This window comes from Actinomadura atramentaria DSM 43919 (assembly GCF_000381885.1).
Lineage (GTDB): Bacteria > Actinomycetota > Actinomycetes > Streptosporangiales > Streptosporangiaceae > Spirillospora > Spirillospora atramentaria.
Genome location: NZ_KB907216.1, coordinates 17,226 through 36,373, shown reverse-complemented (window position 1 = coordinate 36,373; position 19,148 = coordinate 17,226). Strand labels below are relative to the sequence as shown.

The following is a 19,148-nucleotide window of genomic DNA, read 5'->3' as shown; positions in this document are numbered from 1 at the left end:
CGGGGCGGCGGGCCCGTCGCCGTTTCCGGGGACGCGCGGGGTGCATACTCGGTATTGCCTAGAGCATGCTGCGTATGCATACTTGGTAGGCATGTCCATACGTCACGGCCTGCTGGCCCTGCTCTCCCAGGGACCGCGCTACGGCTACCAGCTCCGCGCCGAGTTCGAGTCCTCCACCGGAGCCACATGGCCGCTCAACATCGGTCAGGTGTACTCGACGCTCGCCCGGCTCGAACGGGACGAGCTGATCACCCGGGTCGGCGCGGACGACGAGGGCCGCTTCGTCTACCGCATCACCCCCGCCGGCGAGGAGGACGTGCGCGCCTGGTTCGCCACCCCGGTCGTCCGGGCCGACCGGCCCCGCGACGAGCTGGCGATCAAGATGGCGCTGGCCGTCACGACGCCCGGCGTGGACGTCCGGACGGTCGTCCAGACACAGCGCGCCGCGACGCTGCGGTCGCTGCAGGACCTCACCCGGCTCAAGGCCGGCGCGCCGGACGACGCCGTCGAACCGGGGGAGCACGCCTGGCGGCTCGTCCTCGAATCCATGATCTTCCGGGCCGAGGCGGAGGTCCGCTGGCTGGACCACTGCGAGGCGTACATGGTGCGGGTGCGGCCGGTCGACGCGCCGCCGGCGGCCCCGGTCGCGGCCGACGACGCCGAGAGCGCGGAGGCGCAGCGGTGAACGTCCTGGAGATGCGGGACGTCACCCGGGAGCACGGGGCCGGGCAATCGCTCGTCCACGCGCTGCGCGGTGTCTCGCTGGCGGTGCGGCCGGGCGAGTTCGTCGCCGTCATGGGGCCGTCCGGGTCGGGGAAGTCGACGCTCCTCACGCTGGCCGGGGGACTGGACGCGCCGACGTCCGGCACGGTCGTCGTCGAAGGCGTGGACGTCGGCGGGCTGCGGCGGGCGGGCCTCGCGGCGCTGCGCCGCCGCAGCATCGGCTACGTGTTCCAGGACCTCAACCTGATTCCGAGCCTGACCGCCGTCGAGAACGTGATGCTCCCGCGCGAACTGGACGGCGTCCGCGCGCGCCGGGCGCGCCGCGAGGCGCTGTCCGCGCTCGCCGACCTCGGGCTCGCCGACCTCGCCGGGCGGTTCCCCGAGGACATGTCCGGCGGCCAGCAGCAGCGCGTCGCCATCGCCCGCGCCCTCGCGGGGGACCGGCGGCTCGTCCTGGCCGACGAGCCGACCGGAGCGCTCGACAGCCGCACCGGCGAGGACGTCATGCGGCTGCTGCGCTCCCGCTGCACGGAGGGGGCCGCGTGCCTGATGGTGACGCACGAGTCGCGGCACGCGGCGTGGGCCGACCGGGTCGTCTTCCTGCGGGACGGCGAGATCATCGACAGCGCCGGGCGCAGCGTGCCCGAGTCGCTGCTGGAGGGGACCGCGTGAACCGCGCGACGCTGCGGATCGCCCGGCGCGACGCCGCGCGGTCCCCCGGACGGACGCTGCTCGTCCTCGCGATGATCGCGCTGCCGGTCACGGTGATCGTCGCGTTCGCCGTCCTGGCGCGGACGGCGGACTGGTCGCCGCGCGAGTCGCTGCCGAACAACCTCGGCACGGCGGACGCGCGGCTGAGCGGCGTCGACCGCGTCCCGATCGAGCAGTTCTCGGCCGTCGACCCGACCGGCTACCAGCGCACGGCCGACACCGAGCAGAACGGCACGGCTCCCGGCGCCGAGCCGAACGGCGGCACGGCGACCGGCGGTGCGAACGGCGGTGCCGCGCGCGGCGGCGCGACGGGCGGTGTCGCGGTGACGGGCGGCGAAGCGGGCGGTGGTGCGGAAGGCGGTGAAGGCGACGGTGATGTCCGGCCGTGGAGTGACGCCGAAGTCGCGCGGGTCGTCGCCGGGAGGTTCGGGGATGGGGCGCGGGTCGTTCCCGTCACCACCGGAGGGCAGGTCGAGGTCCGGACTCCGCGCGGTGTGCTCGGGGCCGATCTCACGCAGCTCGATCTGCGTGATCCGCTGACGCGCGGCATGGCCTCGGTCACCGCCGGGCGTGCGCCGGTCGCGTCGGACGAGATCGCGCTCAGCCGCGAGTTCGAGGAGCGCGGCTTCCGGATCGGTTCGACCGTCCGGGTCGGTCCGAAGGGCGAGGCGAAGCGGCTGACCGGGTTCGTGTCGCTGCCGCGGGCGGCCGGTCCGGTCGCCGTCGCGCCGCCCGGCGCGTTCCCGGCCGGGCGGGAGGGCCGCACGGAGTGGCTGCTGTCCGCCGGACACGACGTGAGCTGGGCCGACGTCCGCTCGCTGAACGGGGCGGGGTTCACCGTCCTGTCCCGCGCGGTGGTGCTGCATCCGCCGTCCGGGCTCCCCGACCCTCCGGGCAGTGGGACACGCGGTTCCGATCTCGCCGTCGTCGCGCTCGCCGTCGCGATGATCATCCTGGAGGTCGTGCTGCTCGCCGGGCCGTCCTTCGCGGTCGGCGTGCAGCGCCGCCGCCGCGACCTCGCGCTGCTCGCGGCGGCGGGCGGGACGCCCGGCCACCTGCGCGCGGTGGTCGTCGCGGGTGGCGCGGTCCTCGGCACGGCGGGCGCGCTGCTCGGCGTCGCCGCCGGGATCGGGGTCGCGGCGGTCGCCGCGACGGCGCGGACGCACGTCCTGGACCACGCTCCGCTCGGCCCGTTCGACGTCCCGTGGCTCCCGGTCGCGCTGACGGCGGCGCTCGGCGCGGTCAGCGGCCTGCTCGCCGCGCTCGTCCCCGCGCTCCAGGCCGCGCGCACCGACGTGGCCGCCGCGCTCGCGGGCCGCCGCGACCGCGCGCGGTCCCGCGCGGGCCGGCCGATCATCGGTGGCGTGCTCGTCGCCGCCGGGACCGCGCTGAGCCTCGGCGGGATCGGCCCGCTGCACGAGCTCGCGCCCGCGCTCGGCGCGGCGGCGATCATCGTCGGCTGCGTGCTGGCCACGCCGTGGCTCGTCGGGCTGGCGGGCCGCGTCGCGGGGGCGCTCCCGCTCCCGCTGCGCCTCGCCGTCCGCGACGGCGCGCGCAACCGGGGCCGCGCCGCGCCCGCCGTCGCCGCGATCACGGCGGCCGTCGCGGGCATCACGGTGCTCGCCATCGGCGGGGCCAGCGACGCCGCGCAGGAGCGCCGGGAGTACCGCCCGCAGCTCCCGTACGGGTCGGCGCTGGTCCGCGTGCCGGACGGGCGCGTCGCCGCGACGCGCGACGCGATCGGCCGCGAGTTGGCCGACGCGCCGGTCACACCGATGCGCACCCTGCCGGGCGAGGGCTCGGAGTGCCACCCGGGGACCGAATGCCCGTTCGTGTCCTTCGCCGTGAAACAGCGCAAGGGGCAGCGCACCATCGTCCTGGACACGGTCGTCGGCGGGCCGCGCGAGGCCCGGCTGCTGCTCGGCCGCGACGATCCGCGGATCGCCGCCGCGCTGACCGCCGGGAAGGTCGTGCTGTTCGACGCGGCGCGGCCCGGCGAGACGACCACCGCCGCGACCGTCTCGGTGTACCGGAACGACATGCCGCACACGCTGCGGACCGTCCGCCGCCTGCCCGCGCTGGCCGTCGCCGAGGACCCGCACGTCGCGGTGATCGTCCCGCCCGCCGTCGCCCGCCGCGTCGGCCTGCCCGTCACGGTGACGGCGTTCGGCGTGGACCGCGCCGACCACCGCACGACCCGCGACGAGCAGGAACGGCTCACCGAGCGCGTCGCGGGGATCGCCGGTACGGCGGACGACGGCTCGGTGTACGTCGAGCGCGGCTACACCGGCGGGAACGGCCGAATCCTGCTCCTGCTGGCGCTCGCGGCCGCCGCGCTCGCGCTCGGCGGCTCACTGCTCGCGACCGGGCTCGCCGCCGCCGACTCCCGGCCCGACCTCGCGACGCTCGCCGCGATCGGCGCGAAGCCGCGCACCCGGCGGCTGCTGCTCATGGGGCAGGCGGCGTTCGTCGCCGTGCTCGGCTGCTGGCTCGGCGTCGCGGCCGGGTTCGTCCCCGGGCTGGCGGTGGCGATCCCGCTCACCGCCGACACGACCGGCGGCGCGGGCCACCACGGGACGATCATCGACGTCCCGTGGACGGTGCTCGGCGCGGTCGTGGTCGTCGTGCCCGCCGTCGCGGCGCTCGTCGCGGGGCTGTTCGGGCGCGGCCGGCTGCCGCTCGTCCGGCGCGCGACGGGATGACACGCCGCCGCCGATCGGCCACGGATCGTCATATTCGGCCGTTGCGCTGCTAATTTGCTGATCCGTGGCCGACGCGGTGGCGATGGAGGGGCGACCGCCCGCGCGCGCCGCGCGCCGTCCGCGCCGGTCGCCGCGCCGCCCGCCGGGCCCGCTCGCCGCGCTCGTCGTCGCGACCGGGACGGTCTACACGGTCCTGGCGCTGCTGCGGCTCCGGACGTTCCGGACGAGCACCTACGATCTCGTCATCTTCGACCAGGCCGTCCGGTCGTACAGCCGGTTCGGCGCGCCGATCGCACCGGTGAAGGGCGTTCACAACGGGTTCGGGGCGGACTTCTCCATCCTCGGGGACCACTTCTCGCCGCTGCTGGCCGTGCTCGCGCCGTTCTACCGGCTCCACGACGGCCCCGCGACGCTGCTCGTCGCGCAGGCCGTTCTCTTCGCGCTCGCGATCGTGCCTGTCCACCGGTTCGCCGCGCGGCGCGTCGGGCGGCGCGCGGCGTACGCCGTCGCGGCGGCGTACGCCCTGTCGTGGCCGATCGCGGAGGCGCTGGCGTTCGACTTCCACGAGGTCGCGTTCGTCCCGCCGCTGTCGGCGTACCTCGTGGAGCGCTGGGACGCGGGGCGGCGCGGACGGGCCTGCGTCGCGGCGCTCCTGCTGCTGCTCGTGAAAGAGGACACGGGCCTGCTGCTCGTCGGGTTCGGGCTGTACCTGCTGACCCGGCGCGGCGAGCGGTGGGCGGGCGCGGCGTTCGCGGCCGCCGGACTCGCCGCGACGTGGATCGCCTCGCGCGTCGTCATCGCGGAGTTCGGCGGGGACACGCGCTACTACTGGGCGTACGGGCGGCTCGGCGCGGACGTGCCGGACGTCGCCGCGCACCTGGCGGCCCGCCCGTGGGACGCGCTCGCCGCGCTCGGCACGCCGCCGGAGAAGCTGCTGACGGCGCTGCTGCTCGTCGCGCCGTTCCTCCTGCTCCCGCTGCTGTCCCCGGTGACGCTCGTCGCCGTGCCGATGCTGGCCGAACGGATGCTCGCGGACCGCTTCGAGAACTGGTGGGCGCCGCATTACCACTACAACGCGTTCGTCGTCGCGGTGATCGCCCTCGCCACCGCCGACGGCGCGTCCCGCCTGCGCGCCCTCGCCACCCGCGCCCGCCGCGCGCACCCGGCCCGCGCCCGGCCCGGCGGCGTACGGACGCGCTCCGCGCGGTCTGGGGGCGTGTGGTCTGGGGGTGCGCAGTCTGGGGGCGCGCGGTCTAAGGGCCTGCGGTCTAAGGGCGCGCAGTCCCAGGGCACCCGGTCCCAGGGCACCCGGTCCCAGGGCGCCCGGTCCGAGGGCGGGCAGTTCGGACGCGCGCCGTCAGAGCGCGCACGGGGCGGGCGCGGGCGGACGCGCTCGGCGCGGGTCGGCCGCGTGTGGTCGGGTTTCGGGACGCCGCATCGGGTGGGCGTGCTGGTTCGGCGGCCTGGGGCGTTGTTGGGGGTGGGGCTGCTGGTCGGCGCGGTCGTGCAGGTTCCGTTCTTCGCGTTCCGGCGGCTCGCCGAGCCGGGCCTGTACGTCCGGGACGCGCGCGCGTCCGCCGCCGCGCGCGCCGTCGCAAGGGTGCCGGACGGTGCCGTCGTCGAGGCGGCGAACCACGTCGGCCCCGCGCTCACCGGCCGCGCCCGCGTCCTGCTGTGGGACGGCGTCCCGCGCCGCGCCGCGTGGGTGGTCGCGGACGGCGACGCGCGCGAGTTCCCCTTCCCGTCCGCCGCCGCGCAGCGGGACCGGATCGCGCGGCTGCTGCGCGCCGGCTACCGGGAGGTGTACCGCTCGCACGGCTACGTCGTGCTGCACGGTGACGCGGCCGCCGAGGACCGGCTGGCGACCGGGAAAGAGGTACCTACCCATTCGGCGTCCCCTGTCCGATAATCGAGGGGAGAAGTCGTGAGGGCCGCGGCGCGTTCGGCGCGCACCAGCGCGTCACTCCCGGAGCCCGCGCCCCGAGCGGCGGTTGGGGCGAGGCTGGTGACTGAGCGCGGCGGCAGGGGCGGCGAGGACACGGCGGGCGGGACGGCGTTCGAGGTCCGCCGCCACGAGACCTGCGGGCACGCCTGGATCGGGCTGCTCCGCCACGTCTGGGCGGCGGGCGAGGCGGGGATGGACGATCCCGGGCCGATCGTGGAGGGCCCGCCGGTCATGTTCGAGATCGCGTCGCTGAGCCGCGAGGACCCGATCCTGCTGCGGTACGGCGAGCCCGCGCCCGCCCCGACCGCGGCGAACACCCCGAGCGCGCCGAACGCCCCGAGCGTCCCGGCGGGCCGTGCGGAGGCCGCGGACGCGCACGGCGCGGGCCAGCTCCGCTGGGTCGTGGAGCTGCTGCGCGCCCGCCCGTGGACGACGAGCGCCTGGATCTCGCTGACCGATCCCGGCCCGCCGGGCGCGGCGTCGCCGCCGATCACGGCGCTGTCGTTCCGCGTCCGCGGCTACCGCCTGGTCATGACGGCGATGTTCCGCTCGCAGAACGTACGCACGGCGTACCTGTCCTATATCCCGCTTTATGACGTGCAGGTGCGGGTGGCGGCCGCGCTGGGGCTGCCGCCGGGGCCGCTGCGGGTGTTCGTGGACGTCCCGCACGTCGGCGTCGGCGACATCGACCGGGTGGCGGCGGTGCTGGCGGCGCAGCCGGAGCCGCACGCCGCCTGACCGCCCCGGTGGACCGCTCCCCGGTCCGGGCGTGCTACCACAGACCCTAATGAATGCGGATTTTTTCGGCATATAGGGTGTTCGGGTGTGTGTCACCATGTCCGCGAACCGGCCCGCGGGCGGGGGATAGACTCGCGAGAGGCGAGCGCACGACGAGGTGGACTCGCGCCAGCACCCGAACCGCACATCCCACGTTCCTAAGGACTCTTCCTTGAGCAAGCCCGTCGTCCTCGTCGCAGAAGAACTCTCACCCGCCGGCATCGCCGTCCTCGAGTCCGACTTCGAGGTCCGCAGTGTGGACGGCGCCGACCGCGCCCAGCTCCTGCCGGCCGTCGCGGACGTCGACGCGCTGATCGTCCGCTCCGCCACCAAGGTCAACGCCGAGGTCTTCCAGCACGCGCGCAGGCTGCGCGTCGTGGCCCGCGCGGGCGTCGGCCTCGACAACGTCGACGTCGAGGCCGCCACCAAGGCCGGCGTGATGGTCGTCAACGCGCCGACCTCCAACATCGTCACCGCCGCCGAGCACGCCATCGCGCTGCTCCTGGCCACGGCGCGGAACGTGCCACAGGGCCACGGCGCGCTCAAGCAGGGCGAGTGGAAGCGCTCGAAGTACACCGGCGTCGAGCTGGCGGGCAAGACCGTCGGCGTGCTCGGCCTCGGCCGCATCGGCGTCCTGGTCGCGCAGCGCCTCGCCGCGTTCGACATGAACGTCATCGCCTTCGACCCCTACGTCCAGGCGGCCCGCGCCGCGCAGCTCGGCGTCAAGCTCGTGACGCTGGACGAGCTGCTGCGCGAGAGCGACTTCATCACCGTCCACCTCCCGAAGACGCCCGAGACCCTCGGCCTCATCGGGGACCGCGAGCTGCACCAGGTCAAGCCGTCCGTCCGGATCGTCAACGCCGCGCGCGGCGGCATCGTGGACGAGGCCGCGCTGGACCTGGCGATCAAGGACGGCCGGGTCGCGGGCGCGGGCATCGACGTGTTCAGCACCGAGCCCTGCACCGACAGCCCGCTGTTCCACCACGACAACGTGGTCGTCACCCCGCACCTGGGCGCGAGCACGCACGAGGCGCAGGAGAAGGCGGGCACGCAGGTCGCGCGTTCGGTCAAGCTGGCGCTGTCGGGCGAGTTCGTGCCGGACGCGGTGAACGTCCAGGGCGGCGCGGTCGCCGAGGACGTCAAGCCCGGCCTGCCGCTCGCCGAGAAGCTCGGCCGCATCTTCACCGCCCTCGCCGGCGGCGTCCCGGTCCGGCTCGACGTCGTGGTGCGCGGCGAGATCACCGCGCACGACGTCAAGGTGCTGGAGCTGGCGGCGCTCAAGGGCGTCTTCCTCGACGTCACCGAGGAGGCCGTCACCTTCGTGAACGCGCCGCTGCTCGCCCGCGACCGGGGCGTCGAGGTCACGCTGACGACCAGCGAGGACAGCCCCGACTGGCGCAATGTCGTGCAGGTGCGCGGCACGATGGCCGACGGCGCGGTCGTGTCGGTGTCGGGCACGCTCACCGGCCCCAAGCACGCCGAGCGGATCATCGAGATCAACGGCTACGCGATGGAGCTGGTGCCCACCGCGCACATGGCGTTCTTCTCGTACGCGGACCGGCCGGGCATCGTCGGCGCGGTCGGCAAGCTGCTCGGCGACGCGGGCGTGAACATCGCCGGGATGCAGGTCGGCCGGGACGCCAAGGGCGGCCGGGCGCTGATCGCGCTCACCGTCGACTCGACGGTCCCGCCGCAGCTCGTGGACGCGATCTCCGCCGAGGTCGGCGCGGACATGGGCCGCCGGGTGGACCTGGACGGCTGATCCCGCGACGCGTTCCGACGGCCCCGCACCGGCTTCGGTGCGGGGCCGTCGGCGTTCCGGCGGACGACCCGCGTCTCGGCATGTGAGATGAACCGCCATGAGCTGGGACGATCGGACGCGGTCGCGGGTACGTTGGACGGAGACCCGCGGCGAGCCCGCGACCACCGTCCGCCGCCGCTCGGGTCCCGTCCGGAGCCGGGCCGCGCGACCCGCGGCGCCGTCCACGGCGATCCCGTTCAGCCACCGTTCCGCCCGGATGGAGCATGCCGTGAACAACACCGAGGACGAGACGACCGAAGCCCTGCGCTCGGCCCTCCAGAAGTCCCTGGACCGCCGGGGCTGACCCGCCCCTCCCGCGACCGGCCGCGGGCCCGCACGCCCGCGGGCCGGTCCGAGGGGTGAGACCAATGACCAAGCAATGAGACATTTGCAGTAGAGTTCGCGCATGGCTTCCCGCAGCATCCGCCTCGCGGTCATCCCCGGCGACGGCATCGGCCCCGAGGTCGTCGCCGAAGGGCTCAAGGTCCTCGCGGCCGCCGCCCCCACGTCCGACCTGGCGTTCGAGCAGACCACGTACGACCTCGGCGCGGCGCGCTGGCACCGCACGGGCGAGACGCTGCCCGACTCGGTGCTGGAGGAGCTGCGCGGGCAGGACGTGATCCTGCTCGGCGCGGTCGGCGACCCGTCCGTCCCGAGCGGCGTCCTGGAGCGCGGGCTGCTGCTGCGCGCCCGGTTCGAGCTGGACCACTACGTCAACCTGCGGCCGGTCAAGCTGTTCCCCGGCGTGAAGACCCCGCTGGCGGGCGTGAAGCCCGAGGACATCGACATGGTCGTCGTCCGGGAGGGCACCGAGGGCCCGTACACCGGCGTCGGCGGCGTGCTCCGCAAGGGCACCCCGCACGAGGTCGCGACGCAGGAGAGCGTCAACACCGCGTTCGGCGTCGAGCGGGTCGTCCGGTACGCGTTCGCGCAGGCCGACGCCCGGCCGCGCAGGAAGCTCACGCTCGTCCACAAGGACAACGTGCTGACGTTCGCGGGCGAGCTGTGGCAGCGGATCGTCAAGCAGGTCGGGGCCGAGTACCCGCAGGTCAGCGTGGACTACTGCCACGTGGACGCGGCCACCATGTTCTTCGTCAACCAGCCCCAGCGGTTCGACGTCGTCGTCACCGACAACCTGTTCGGCGACATCATCACCGACATCGGCGCGGCCATCGCGGGCGGCATCGGGCTCGCGGCGTCCGGGAACGTCAACCCGGACGGCACCGCCCCGTCGATGTTCGAGCCCGTCCACGGCAGCGCCCCCGACATCGCGGGCCAGGGCAAGGCCGACCCGACCGCCACGATCCTCTCGGTCGCCATGCTGCTCGACCACGTCGGCGCGGCCGACGCCGCCCGCCGCGTCGAGCGCGCCGTGTCCGACGACCTCACCGAGCGGGCCGGGCTCGGCAACCGCTCGACGGCGCAGATCGGCGACGCCATCGCCAAGCGAGTATCCGGCTAGCGGCGCGCCGGCCGCCGGGCGACCCCCGGCGGCGCGGAACCCTCCGGGCGCGCCCTGCGGCGCGCCCGGATTTCGTCGTGCGCCGTACGGAGGGGTGAGTCTCGACGAAGCATCACAATAGGGAATGAGCCGCGACGGCGAGGAGGCCGGCCGGCGATCCGCGAGAGGACCAACGCGATGAGCACCATCCCGGACTTCGACGTCACGCTCAACGAGCGGGCCGTTCCGGCCGCCGAACGCGAGCGCATCATGGCCGACCCCGGATGGGGCCGCTACTTCACCGACCACATGGTCACGATCCAGTACTCGGCCGAGCGCGGCTGGCACGACGCGCGCCTCCAGCCGTACGGGCCCATCGCGCTCGACCCGGCCAGCCAGGTGCTGCACTACGCGCAGGAGCTGTTCGAGGGGCTGAAGGCGTACCGGCAGCCGGACGGCTCGATCGTCACGTTCCGGCCGTACATGAACGCCGCCCGGATGAACCGGTCCGCCAAGCGGATGGCGATGCCGGAGATCCCCGAGGAGCTGTTCGTCGCGGCGCTGGAGCTGCTGGTCCGCACCGACCGGGACTGGGTGCCGACCGAGGAGGGCGCGAGCCTCTACCTGCGGCCGTTCATGTTCGCGACGACGCGCGCGCTCGGCGTGAACAACCCCGCGCAGGACTACACGTTCGCGGTGATCGCGTCCCCGTCCGGTCTGTACTACAAGGGCGGCGTCAAGCCCGTCAGCGTGTGGCTGTCGCAGGACTACACGCGGGCCGCGCCGGGCGGCACCGGCGAGGCCAAGTTCGGCGGGAACTACGCGGCGTCGTTCGCGGGGCAGGCGCAGGCCGTCGCCAACGGCTGCGACCAGGTCGTCTGGCTCGACGCGGTGGAGCGCCGCTGGGTCGAGGAAGTCGGGTCGATGAACCTGATGTTCGTCTACGGCGAGGGCGCGAACGCGCGGCTGCTGACCCCGGCGCTCACCGGAACGCTCCTGCCCGGCATCACCCGCGACTCCATGCTCAAGCTCGCCCCGGACCTCGGCATCCCCGCCGAGGAGGGCAAGATCAGCATCGAGGAGTGGCAGGCGGGCTGCGAGTCCGGCGAGATCACCGAGGTGTTCGGCTGCGGGACCGCCGCGATCATCAGCCCGGTCGGGACGGTGAAGGCGGCCGACCGCGAGTGGTCGATCGGTACCGGCGAGACCGGCCCGGTCTCGTCCCGGCTGCGCGAGGAACTGATCGGCATCCAGTACGGCACGCGCCCCGACCCGTACGGCTGGGTCCACAAGATCGCCTGACGTCCCCGGGGTCCGGCCCCGCCCTCCGGGGCCGGACCCGGGCGTCTCGGCTGGCGAGACGGCGGGTGACCGCACCGGGAGCCGTGTGGCACACTGGGACCATCATGCGTATCAGCCTCGTCATTATCGGCTGGCGCGTCGGCATCTGACGGGACACCGCCGACGCGCAGACCTCTCACGTCCGTGGGGGGTCTTTTTGTTTGCCCCCGCGCGGCCGCCACGGCACTCATCGAAAGGTCTCCAGACCATGCAACGCGACGCCTTCCACGTCTACGACACGACCCTGCGCGACGGATCGCAGCAGGAGGGGCTGAACCTGACGGTGGCCGACAAGCTCGCGGTGGCGCGGCACCTCGACGGCCTCGGCGTCGGGTTCATCGAGGGCGGCTGGCCGGGCGCGAACCCCAAGGACACCGAGTTCTTCCGCCGCGCGCTGACCGAGCTCGACTTGCAGAACGCGCAGCTCGCCGCGTTCGGCGCGACGCGCCGGGCGGGGCTGCGGGCCGCCGACGACCCGCAGGTCGCGGCGCTGCGCGAGTCGCGCGCGCCCGTCGTGACGCTCGTCGCCAAGAGCCACGACCGGCACGTGGAGCTGGCGCTGCGCACGACGCTGCAGGAGAACCTGGCGATGATCCGCGACACGGTCTCGCACCTGCGCGCGGAGGGCCAGCGGGTGTTCCTGGACGCCGAGCACTTCTTCGACGGGTTCCACGCCAACCGCGCGTACGCGCTGGAGGTCGTCCGCACGGCCGCCGAGGCGGGCGCGGACGTCATCGCGCTGTGCGACACCAACGGCGGAATGCTGCCGGACGAGCTGGCGGAGGTCGTCCACGAGGTCGTCGGGACGGGCGCGCGCGTCGGCATCCACTGCCACGACGACTCCGGCTGCGCGGTCGCGAACTCGCTCGCGGCCGTCAGCGCCGGGGCCACGCACGTCCAGGGCTGCGCGAACGGGTACGGGGAGCGCAGCGGCAACGCCAACCTCTTCACGCTCGTCGGGAACCTCCAGCTCAAGCGCGGCATGGACCTGGTGACCGGCGAGCAGCTCACCCGGATGACGCGGATCGCGCACGCCGTCTCGGAGATCACCAACGTCGTGCCCAGCTCGCAGCAGCCGTACGTGGGCGTGTCGGCGTTCGCGCACAAGGCGGGCCTGCACGCCTCGGCGATCAAGGTCGACCCGGACCTGTACCAGCACATCGACCCGGCGGCGGTCGGCAACGACATGCGGATGCTCGTGTCCAGCATGGCCGGGCGGGCGTCGGTGGAGCTGAAGGGCCGCGAGCTGGGCTACGACCTGTCCGGCGAGAAGGCCAAGGCCGTCGTGGACCGGGTCAAGGAGCTGGAGGCGACGGGGCACACGTTCGAGGCGGCCGACGCGTCGTTCGAGCTGCTGCTGCGCGAGGAGCTGACGGGCGTCCGGCAGCGGCACTTCGAGGTCGAGTCGTGGCGGACGATCGTGGAGCGCCGCGCGGACGGCGTCCTGGTCAGCGAGGCGACCGTCAAGCTCGTCGCCAAGGGCGAGCGGATCATCGCGACGGGGGAGGGCAACGGCCCCGTCAACGCGCTGGACAACGCGCTGCGCATCGCGCTCGGGCGGCTGTACCCGGAGCTGGCGACGATGGAGCTGGTGGACTACAAGGTCCGCATCCTGGAGGGCTCGCACGGGACGGGCGCGCGCACCCGGGTGCTCATCGGGTCCAGCGACGGCACCCGCGAGTGGGGGACGGTCGGCGTCGAGGACAACGTCATCGCGGCGTCCTGGCAGGCGCTGGAGGAGGCCGTCAGCTACTGCCTCCTGCACGCGGGCTACGAGGCGGACTGACGGGCGGGCAGAATCGGAGCCATGAGCACAGAGATCGCCGACGCCCCCGACGCCGACCGGTACGAGATCCGCGACGACGGCGTCCTCGCCGGGTTCGCGCAGTACCGCGCGGAACCGGGCGCGGTCGTCTTCGTCCACACCGAGGTGTTCCCCGAGTTCGAGGGGAAGGGGATCGGCGGGGCGCTGGCGCGCGGCGCGCTGGACGACGTGCGGGCGCGCGGCCTGAAGGCCGTGCCGTCGTGCCCGTTCATCCGGGGCTGGATCGAGCGGCACCCGGACTACCGGGACCTCGTGGCGTAGCGCCGCGAGGCCCCGGACTCAAAGGGTCAGGACTCCGCCGGGCCGGCGGACTCGACGACCTCGAAACCCCACAGCTCGGACGCGCCCGCGGCGGGGCCGCCGTGCCCGTGTCCATGACCGTGCCCGCTGCCCTCGGCGGCGGCGCGGGCGTGGCCCTCGGCGAACGCGCGGCTCTCGGTCCACGCGCGGAAGTCCTCTTCACTTCGCCACTTCGTGTAGACGAGGTAGCGGTCGGTGCCGTCCACCGGGCGCAGCAGCTCGAAGCCCTCGAACCCGTCGGCGTTCTCGACGAGCCCGGCGCGCCCGGCGAACCGGCGCTCCAGCTCGTCGCGCCGCTCGGCGCTGACGGTCAGGACGTTGATCTTCACGACGGACATGGCATCCCCTCGGCTCGCTGGTCGGCACGACCATATCCGGCCGAGCCGCGCCCGCCGTTCGGGGGAGTGACCAGCGGAAAGGTCCGTTGTTTCGTGGAGAACAATGAGAAAACGCCACTAATTTGGGCAAAGTGCTGGCGGTTTTGTCACCCGGACGCCAGCATGAATGCCCCGGACGCGGTGGCGAGGCCGTGCCGGGAGCCATTGCCCGCCGCGTCACGGAGAGCCGCCCATGCCCGTCCCGTCCCCGAACCGCCAGGCCGACGGCGGCCCCGTGGACGCCCGCTACGCCGAGGCGGCGTACCGCGTCGGTGAGGCGTGCGAGCACTGCGGCGACCTGTGGACGGCCGCGCAGTGGTTCCGGGAGGCCGCCGAATCCGGCCGGCCGGGCGCGCGGGCGCGGCTGTGCTGCGTCCTCGGCCGCCTCGCCGACTCCCTCGCCGACCGGCCGGACGGCGTCCCCGACTCCGGCGAGCTGCTGGCCGAGGCCGCCCGGTGGCTGACGGGCGCGCCCGAGGCGGCCATGCCGGTCGGGATCGGGCTCGTGACGGCACTGCTCAACCTCCAGCAGCGGCAGGCGGCGCGGCGCGCGCTGGAACCGGCGGCCCCGCGCTGATAGCCGACATGTCGCCGTCTGAACCGAAAGCGCCCCGCCGTCGTCGGAGAGGGTGAGCGACCGGCGCGAGGGAGAACGACATGGCACGGCACGGCGTGGAGAGGGCGGCGCGGTGAGCGGCGACGAGACCGGACGGGACCGGCGCGCGCCCGACCACCGGACCACGGCCGAGTTCCGCAGGCCCGGCGCGCCGGCCGAGGACACGATCGTGGACGGCGTCTCCGCGCCCGGCCCGCCCGAGACGCTGACGGACGCGCCCGCCGACGTCACGCTCACCGATCCGCCCGAGGACACCGTGCCGCCCGCGGACACGATCGTGGACGGGCCGGCCGAGGGCCGGTGGACGGCGCGGCACGGCGCCGAGGAGCCGGGGGACCGGCCGGTCGCGCCCGTCCCGCCCGTCGTCATGGCGAGCGCCGCGCCGCCGCGTCCGGTGGAGGCGACGGTTCCGCCGCCGCCGTTCGCCGTGCCCGCGCCGTCCACCGTGCCGGACGAGCCGACCGCGCCCGCCGGGAGCGCGCTGCCTCCGGCGGGGCCGCCCGCCGCGCCGCCCGCGCCGTCCGGGGGGCCGTCGCGCCGGTTCGCGGTCGTCGGGGGAGCGGTGGTCGTCCTGGCGCTGATCGCCGCGATCGGCGTCTTCGTCTGGGCGGGCGGATCGGACGGCGGGTCGCCGTCCCGGCCCGCGACCGCCGCGCCGACGGGCGGCGCGACGCCGTCCGAGCAGGCGGCCGGGCAGCCGACCGCGGAACCGTCCGGGCAGCCGTCCGGCGGGCCGGGCGACGACGAACCGGCCGCGACGCCGCCCGCCGCCGCCCCGCCCGGCGAGGGCGACGGCGGCGGGGGAACCGAGCCGGAAGCGCCCCCGGCCGGTCCCGTCGTCACCGGCGACGGCGTCACGTACCAGCTCGTCGAGCAGGACGACGGCTACTACGAGGGCCGCGTCCGCATCACCAACACGACCGGCCGCCCGCTCACCGAGTGGCGGCTGACGTTCAGGGTGTCCGGCGGCCACGTCCGCAACGTCTGGGGCGGACGGCTCGTCCACGGCGGCCCCGCCGTCGAGATCACCCAGGAGCGGGGCGCCGCGCCGATCCCCGCCGGGGCCGTCCTCGACGTCCGGTTCGGGGCGGAGGGAGCGCCCGCCACGCCCGCGGACTGCCGCGTCAACGGCCGCCCGTGCGGGTTCTGACCGGCACCGATGCGCTCCGGACCCGCCCGATAGGCTGCCCGGCATGCGTATCGCGAGGTTCTCCATCGACGAGGGCGTGTCCTTCGGAGTGGTGGAAGAGAACACCATCGCCGCCGTCCGCGCCCACCCCTTCGGGGACCTGACGTTCACCGGGCAGCGTTTCCCCCTCGCCGACGTGCGGCTGCTTGCTCCCATCCTGCCCAGCAAGGTCATCGCCATCGGCAAGAACTACGCCGAGCACGCGCGCGAGATGGGCGCGGAGCCGCCCGCCGAGCCGGTGATCTTCAGCAAGCCGTCCACGGCCGTCATCGGGCCCGGCGAGGCCGTCGCCTATCCGCAGAAGCTGTCGGAGCGGGTGGACTACGAGGGCGAGCTGGCCGTCGTCATCGGGCGGTTGTGCCGGGAGGTGCCCGCCGCCCGCGCCGCCGAGGTCATCCTCGGTTACACGTGCGCCAACGACGTCACCGCGCGGGACCTGCAGCGCCGCGACGGGCAGTGGACGCGGGCCAAGGGCTTCGACACCTTCTGCCCCCTCGGCCCGTGGATCGAGACCGAGCTGGACCCGGCCGACCTGGCGCTCACCACGCGCGTCAACGGGGAGCTGCGCCAGGACGCGCGGACGTCGCTGCTCCTGCACTCCGTCCCCGAACTCGTCGCGTACGTCAGCCAGGTCATGACGCTGCTGCCGGGCGACGTGATCCTCACCGGCACGCCCGCCGGAGTGGGGCCGCTGGAGGTCGGCGACGAGGTCACGGTGTCCGTCGAGGGCGTCGGGGAACTCACCAACCGCGTCGTGGCGCGCGAGTGAACCGGCCCGCCCCGCGACCCGCCGCCCCGGACGAGCACCGTCCGGGGCGGCGCTTTTTCCTTCCCGGGCGAGCAGTCCGCTAACCGTTTTGGTCCCGGCCCCCGACTCCTGTATTCTCATCGAGGCGCGAGCGACCCGGCCGGTTCCGACCGGAAGGCCAGCTCACGGCACTGGGGTATGGTGTAATCGGCAGCACGACTGATTCTGGTTCAGTTAGTCTAGGTTCGAGTCCTGGTACCCCAGCGGTTCTCCCGAAAGGGAGATCAGTGCAGGCCCCCGTCGTCTAGTGGCCTAGGACGCCGCCCTCTCAAGGCGGTAACGGCGGTTCGAATCCGCTCGGGGGTACGCCTTCTGAACCCGCTCCGCGAATCGCGGCGCGGGTTCTCTGCTTTTCGGGCGCGGACCGCGCGGCGGCCCCGGCGTTCTCCGCCGGGGCCGCCGCCAACGCGTCAGTGCGTGGGGTCCTGGTCGATCTCGCCGCGCCACGCGCCGGTCTCGCCGCCGTGCTCCTCGACGAACGACTTGAAGCGCTCCAGGTCGCCCTTGACGCGGTGCGGGATCAGTCCCAGTGCCTCGCCGGCCTTCTCGACCACGCCCTCGGGGCGGTGTTCGAGCTGGAGCATCACGCGCGTCCGGTCCGGGCCGATGCGGTGGAACGTCACCGCGCCCGCCTGCGCGGGGCCGTCGGTGGTCGTCCACGCGACCCGCTCGTCCGGCCGCTGCTCGGTGATCTCCGCGTCGAACTCGCGCGTGACACCGGCGACCTTGGTCACCCAGTGCGTCCGCGTGGACGTGAGCTGCTCGACGCGCTCCACGCCTTCCATGAAGCGCGGGAACTCCTCGAACTGCGTCCACTGGTCGTAGGCCGTCCGCACCGGGACGTCCACGTCGATCGACTGCTCTACGGTGGCCATGTCTCCTCCCTCTGAAGCGGCGCCGAATGCGCCGCTCCATCCGTCGTCGTCGCACACTGCCCACCCGATCCCCCACCAAACGCCCGGATGCCCGCACGGGGGGACGGATCGTGGTCTTGGGGGGTTCGGGAGTCCGGTAGGGTTGGGGGTGTCGAGGCGGGAGGTCGCCTCGGGTCCTGCCCCCGTCGTCTAGTGGCCTAGGACGCCGCCCTCTCAAGGCGGTAACGGCGGTTCGAATCCGCTCGGGGGTACCGGTCGCGAAGCGCCCCGGACGGTTTCCGTCCGGGGCGCTTCGTCGTTCAGGCGCGCTGGCGGGTGGTGGTGCGCTCCACGCCGGCCTGGAGGTAGCCGACCTCGGCCTGCGAGCCGCGCGCGGGCAGGGCGGCCGGGGTGAGGCGGTCGACCTCGATCGTTCCGACGCGGGTCACCAGCTTGTTCTTCAGCGCCTGAGCCTGGCGGTCGTCGGTGACCTTGAACTTCGACGCGCCGCTGCGGTCCTCCACGCTGTGCGTCGCGGTCAGGCCCAGTTCGGCGAGGGCGCGGACGACGTCCGCCGGGTCGGCGGGCGGCACCGGGCTCAGCGGCGCGCGGACGCCCTGCACGCTCAGCGCGCCGCCGACGCCGTTCGCCGCCGCGCGGACGGCGGCGGGGTTGCGCAGGACGAACCGGTCCACGCGCAGGAACGGCGCGTCCTTGTACGCCAGCGGGGCCTGGTCGTGCGGTCCGAACGGAAGCTGCCGCCACACGCTGGACCCGGCCCGGGTCACCGCGTTGTACCCGTCCTTGATGAGCGCCGTCAGGTTCGCCACGAGCCCGTCGTGGCGGGCCGCGATGTTCCGCCCGCCGCCCCAGTCGCCGCGCAGCGTGCTGAGCGCCTCGGTGCGGACGGTGTCGGCCTCCACCGGGTCGTAGACGGAATCGGTCACCCACCAGAGCGCCGAATAGCCGCCCTGATACCCCTGGACGAGGTACCGGCTCCCGTCGTGGTGGACTTCGACGACGAAATTGTGGATTCCGCTGAGGTCGCAGTCGAGCAGATGGATCTCCCCGGCCCCGGCGGGAACGCGGTTGAGTTCGCGCGCGATTTCGCCGGCGGTGTCGTAGCGGAATTCGAACCGCTCGGTCAGCGAAATGGTGGCCGTGTAGTTCCCGCGCAGCGCGGTCATGACGTTGACGGACGTCATGCCGCAGTTGCTCCACCGCGCCGACAGCCTGCGCGCCAGCTCGGTGTGCGCGCCGGTGCGGGCGAGCGCGGCGTCGCGCCACTCGGCGACGATCGCCCGCTCGGCGTCGCGGACCGGGTTGAAGACCGAGGTCAGCGTGGCCACGTCGCGGGCGGCGGCGGTGAAGTCGGCCCATTTCGCGTAGGTGTACGTCGGCCCCGTGGAGTCGGCGATGAGCGCGGCGGCGGTGGCCAGCACCGCGTCCGGCGCGTTGCGCTCGACCTCGCGGATGCGCTCGCGGCCCGCCGCGGGAAGATCGTCCAGCGGTTTGTCGGAGTACTCGTTGACGATGATCACCGGTGCCCCCAAGCATTGTCGGCGAATTCGCGCTGAGCGTAGGCATTTCGGGGCCGCGCGGTCCAGTGCCCGCGGGCGGCGATCAGCGTCGTTATCGCTGACAATGGCGCGCCTTTTACCGAGGGATTCGTGCGGTGTCGGCCATCCGGGTATTCGGACGCCGATTCCGGGCGGGGAAACGGCTCCCCGGCCGGATT

17 protein-coding genes and 3 tRNA genes are annotated in these 19,148 nt (G+C 74.2%); 17 read left to right on the top strand and 3 right to left on the bottom strand.

The genetic code is table 11. From position 1 onward, the window contains the following. Nucleotides 1-91 precede the first annotated feature (91 nt). The 11 genes from G339_RS0121230 to G339_RS0121180 all read left to right on the top strand — a co-directional run bounded on the left by G339_RS0121230 (nt 92) and on the right by G339_RS0121180 (nt 13,527). Nucleotides 92-685 carry a PadR family transcriptional regulator gene (locus G339_RS0121230; protein ID WP_019633077.1) on the top strand — a complete coding sequence of 198 codons (594 nt, stop codon included), beginning with the start codon at nt 92-94 and terminating at the stop codon, nt 683-685. Further along, nucleotides 682-1,395 (top strand): ABC transporter ATP-binding protein, encoded by a 714-nt coding sequence (locus tag G339_RS0121225; RefSeq protein WP_019633076.1) that lies wholly within the window; start codon nt 682-684, stop codon nt 1,393-1,395. Before G339_RS0121230 ends, G339_RS0121225 begins: the two co-directional genes overlap by 4 nt. After that, nucleotides 1,392-4,136: an ABC transporter permease gene (locus G339_RS0121220; protein WP_019633075.1), complete on the top strand. Its 2,745-nt coding sequence runs from the start codon at nt 1,392-1,394 to the stop codon at nt 4,134-4,136. Before G339_RS0121225 ends, G339_RS0121220 begins: the two co-directional genes overlap by 4 nt. Nucleotides 4,137-4,200: 64 nt before the next feature. Further along, nucleotides 4,201-6,045 (top strand): DUF2079 domain-containing protein, encoded by a 1,845-nt coding sequence (locus tag G339_RS37000; RefSeq protein ID WP_019633074.1) that lies wholly within the window; start codon nt 4,201-4,203, stop codon nt 6,043-6,045. A 96-nt stretch (nt 6,046-6,141) separates the two neighbouring features. Next, entirely contained in the window at nt 6,142-6,819 is a 678-nt protein-coding gene (locus tag G339_RS0121210; RefSeq protein WP_019633073.1) for a hypothetical protein, read from the top strand. A 211-nt stretch (nt 6,820-7,030) separates the two neighbouring features. Next, nucleotides 7,031-8,620: a phosphoglycerate dehydrogenase gene (gene serA / locus G339_RS0121205; RefSeq protein ID WP_019633072.1), complete on the top strand. Its 1,590-nt coding sequence runs from the start codon at nt 7,031-7,033 to the stop codon at nt 8,618-8,620. A gap of 97 nt (nt 8,621-8,717) precedes the next feature. Continuing rightward, nucleotides 8,718-8,963 carry a hypothetical protein gene (locus tag G339_RS0121200; protein ID WP_019633071.1) on the top strand — a complete coding sequence of 82 codons (246 nt, stop codon included), beginning with the start codon at nt 8,718-8,720 and terminating at the stop codon, nt 8,961-8,963. A gap of 102 nt (nt 8,964-9,065) precedes the next feature. Next, complete coding sequence (locus G339_RS0121195) at nt 9,066-10,121, top strand: 3-isopropylmalate dehydrogenase (RefSeq protein ID WP_019633070.1); 1,056 nt, start codon at nt 9,066-9,068, stop codon at nt 10,119-10,121. A 177-nt stretch (nt 10,122-10,298) separates the two neighbouring features. Further along, complete coding sequence (locus G339_RS0121190) at nt 10,299-11,402, top strand: branched-chain amino acid aminotransferase (RefSeq protein WP_019633069.1); 1,104 nt, start codon at nt 10,299-10,301, stop codon at nt 11,400-11,402. 247 nt (nt 11,403-11,649) lie between these two features. Next, on the top strand, nt 11,650-13,227 hold the full coding sequence (gene cimA, locus G339_RS0121185) for a citramalate synthase (protein ID WP_019633068.1): 1,578 nt from the start codon (nt 11,650-11,652) through the stop codon (nt 13,225-13,227). Between the two features lie 21 nt (nt 13,228-13,248). Beyond that, entirely contained in the window at nt 13,249-13,527 is a 279-nt protein-coding gene (locus G339_RS0121180; protein ID WP_019633067.1) for a GNAT family N-acetyltransferase, read from the top strand. 26 nt (nt 13,528-13,553) lie between these two features. Here the strand turns inward: G339_RS0121180 and G339_RS0121175 are convergent, their stop codons facing one another. After that, nucleotides 13,554-13,904, bottom strand: a complete 351-nt coding sequence (locus G339_RS0121175) for an antibiotic biosynthesis monooxygenase family protein (protein WP_019633066.1) — start codon at nt 13,902-13,904, stop codon at nt 13,554-13,556. A gap of 232 nt (nt 13,905-14,136) precedes the next feature. On the opposite strand from G339_RS0121175, the gene G339_RS0121170 reads away from it, so the two are divergent. The 5 genes from G339_RS0121170 to G339_RS0121150 all read left to right on the top strand — a co-directional run bounded on the left by G339_RS0121170 (nt 14,137) and on the right by G339_RS0121150 (nt 16,862). After that, the gene (locus G339_RS0121170) at nt 14,137-14,520 is read left to right on the top strand and encodes a hypothetical protein (RefSeq protein ID WP_019633065.1); all 384 of its coding nucleotides are present in this window, start codon (nt 14,137-14,139) and stop codon (nt 14,518-14,520) included. A gap of 112 nt (nt 14,521-14,632) precedes the next feature. Further along, the gene (locus tag G339_RS40905; protein WP_026341649.1) at nt 14,633-15,709 is read left to right on the top strand and encodes a cellulose binding domain-containing protein; all 1,077 of its coding nucleotides are present in this window, start codon (nt 14,633-14,635) and stop codon (nt 15,707-15,709) included. Between the two features lie 43 nt (nt 15,710-15,752). Next, nucleotides 15,753-16,517 carry a fumarylacetoacetate hydrolase family protein gene (locus G339_RS0121160; protein WP_026341648.1) on the top strand — a complete coding sequence of 255 codons (765 nt, stop codon included), beginning with the start codon at nt 15,753-15,755 and terminating at the stop codon, nt 16,515-16,517. Nucleotides 16,518-16,688: 171 nt separating this feature from the next. Continuing rightward, nucleotides 16,689-16,760: transfer RNA gene (locus tag G339_RS0121155), tRNA-Gln, on the top strand. A gap of 29 nt (nt 16,761-16,789) precedes the next feature. Then, nucleotides 16,790-16,862 (top strand) — tRNA-Glu (locus G339_RS0121150). Between the two features lie 104 nt (nt 16,863-16,966). Here G339_RS0121150 and G339_RS0121145 read toward each other — a convergent pair. Continuing rightward, on the bottom strand, nt 16,967-17,431 hold the full coding sequence (locus tag G339_RS0121145; protein ID WP_019633063.1) for an SRPBCC family protein: 465 nt from the start codon (nt 17,429-17,431) through the stop codon (nt 16,967-16,969). A gap of 178 nt (nt 17,432-17,609) precedes the next feature. Between G339_RS0121145 and G339_RS0121140 the strand changes: the two genes are divergently transcribed. Further along, nucleotides 17,610-17,682: transfer RNA gene (locus G339_RS0121140), tRNA-Glu, on the top strand. A 48-nt stretch (nt 17,683-17,730) separates the two neighbouring features. Here G339_RS0121140 and G339_RS0121135 read toward each other — a convergent pair. After that, nucleotides 17,731-18,951, bottom strand: coding sequence for a hypothetical protein (locus G339_RS0121135; protein ID WP_019633062.1), 1,221 nt, complete (start codon nt 18,949-18,951; stop codon nt 17,731-17,733). Between the last annotated feature and the right edge of the window lie 197 nt (nt 18,952-19,148).